This window comes from Thalassovita gelatinovora (assembly GCF_001458355.1).
GTDB lineage: Bacteria > Pseudomonadota > Alphaproteobacteria > Rhodobacterales > Rhodobacteraceae > Thalassobius > Thalassobius gelatinovorus.
Map to the genome: position 1 here is coordinate 1 of NZ_CYSA01000009.1, position 929 is coordinate 929.

The 929-nt window shown below is 63.2% G+C and carries 1 protein-coding gene; it reads left to right on the plus strand.

What is annotated here, in order from left to right; genetic code table 11:
• Positions 1 to 860 (plus strand): calcium-binding protein (locus TG4357_RS04250; RefSeq protein WP_144433918.1); only part of this gene is annotated, 860 nt, incomplete at its 5' end.
• Positions 861 to 929 lie beyond the last annotated feature (69 nt).

The following is a 929-nucleotide window of genomic DNA, read 5'->3' on the forward strand; positions in this document are numbered from 1 at the left end:
GCGCCACCGCGGCGGCCTATGACGTGAGCACCGAAGATGTCGGCACCGAACTGACGCTGCGGATTTCCTATGTCGACGGGTTCGGCACCCGCGAAACCGTTTCGACCGCGGCGGTGCGGATTTCCACCGGCGGCTTGAACGAGGCCGGCACCGATGGCGGCGACCAGATGTCCGGTTCGGCCGGGCCCGATATTCTTGATGGCGGCGCGGGCAATGACCTGCTGAACGGCACCGGCGGGGCCGACACCCTGCATGGCGGCGACGGTTCGGATACGCTGATCGGCGGATCGGGGGACGATTTCCTGTTCGGCGGCGACAGCGAAGCCGACCTGCGCGACGTGATCTATGGCGGTGACGGCAATGACAGCATCGACGGCGGCTATGGCAATGACGAATTGCGCGGCGACGGCGGCAATGACAGCATCTCGGGCGGCTTTGGCACCGATACGGTGATCGGGGCGGATGGCAATGACGTGTTGACCGGCGAAGCCTGGTCGGATGTGCTTTATGGCGGCGACGGCAATGATTTCATCAATGGGGGCTTTGGCCATGACCGGATGAATGGCGGTGCGGGCGCGGACCGGTTCTATCATCTGGGCGTTTACGATCACGGCTCGGACTGGGTGCAGGACTATACCGCCGCAGATGGCGATGTGCTGATTTTCGGTCAGGCCAGCGCCACGGTGGACCAGTTCCAGATCAACCTGACCGAAACCGCCAATGCCGGTGTGGCCGGTGTCGAAGAGGCCTTCGTGATCTACCGCCCGACCGGGCAGATCATGTGGGCGCTGGTCGATGGCGGCGGCCAGGCCGAAATCAATGTCCTGATCGGCGGTGTGCAACACGATCTGCTGGCCTGATCGATCAAAGCTTTCGCATGCGAAAGCTTTGAAACAGGCTCTGTTCTGGCTCAACAGCGCCTGGGATCG